We start from the raw sequence: 988 nt of genomic DNA, 5'->3' as shown, positions 1-988 counted from the left end.
TTAACTCCAGTAGTCCAGACAGCTAACGGTGACAAACAAGGCTTTGAATTAGTAGCTGATGAGGGGCAATCATCAGTTCATATTGACCTATCAAAGCCGAAAAATATGATGGTAATTGGCACTACCGGGAGTGGGAAATCGGTAATAATTGCCTCTATTATTTATCAATGCTTGGCGTTGGGAATGTCAGTATTAATGATTGACTTGCCAAATGATGATGGTTCAGGAACCTTTGGAGACTTCACGCCCTACTTTAATGGGTTTTATTTTGATATCTCAAAGGAATCAAACAACCTTGTGCAGCCTCTAGACTTATCAAATATTCCTGAGTCACAGTGGGAGGAGAGGACAAAAGCTCACAGAAATGATATTAATTTAATCGTTCTTCAACTAGTTTTAGGTACACAAAAGTTTGATGGGTTGCTAGCCCAAACTATTGAGTCTGTAATCCCTTTGGGTACAAAAGCCTTTTATGAAGATGCCGAAATCCAAGAGCGATTTGAATTAGCGCAAAAAGCCGGGATAAACACCCCAGAGTGGGCGAATACACCGACATTGGTAGATATGGAGAAATTCTTTTCTCCTGAGTGGATTTCGTTAGGCTATCAGGATGACAACGTAGAAAAAGCGTTAAATTATATTCGCTTGCGATTACAGTATTGGCAAGCAAGTAGTATTGGTAGCGCTATCTGCAAGCCTTCAACTTTTCAAGCCGATAGCCAGTTGATTACCTTTGCCCTCACTAATCTGCAATCAGGAAAGGACGCAGAGGTATTTGGGATGTCAGCATATATCGCCGCATCCCGTCAATCTCTCTCTTCCCCCAATAGTGTATTTTTTATGGATGAGGCTAGCGTATTGCTGGGATTTTCCGCATTATCGCGGCTTGCGGGTCGGAAATGCGCTACGGCTCGAAAGCAAGGCTGCCGGGTGTTTCTGGCAGCGCAGGACGTTATCTCTATTGCCAAATCGGAGGCGGGAGAACAAA

1 protein-coding gene is annotated in these 988 nt (G+C 43.2%); it reads left to right on the top strand.

Annotation, left to right across the window (positions count from 1 at the left end; all coding sequences use genetic code 11):
- The coding region (locus tag A4S05_RS37815) for an FtsK/SpoIIIE domain-containing protein (protein WP_141699938.1) at positions 1-988 on the top strand (988 nt) is incomplete at both ends.

It is taken from the genome of Nostoc sp. KVJ20, from assembly GCF_001712795.1.
Classification (GTDB): domain Bacteria; phylum Cyanobacteriota; class Cyanobacteriia; order Cyanobacteriales; family Nostocaceae; genus Nostoc.
This window is presented reverse-complemented; position numbering and strand designations above follow the sequence as displayed.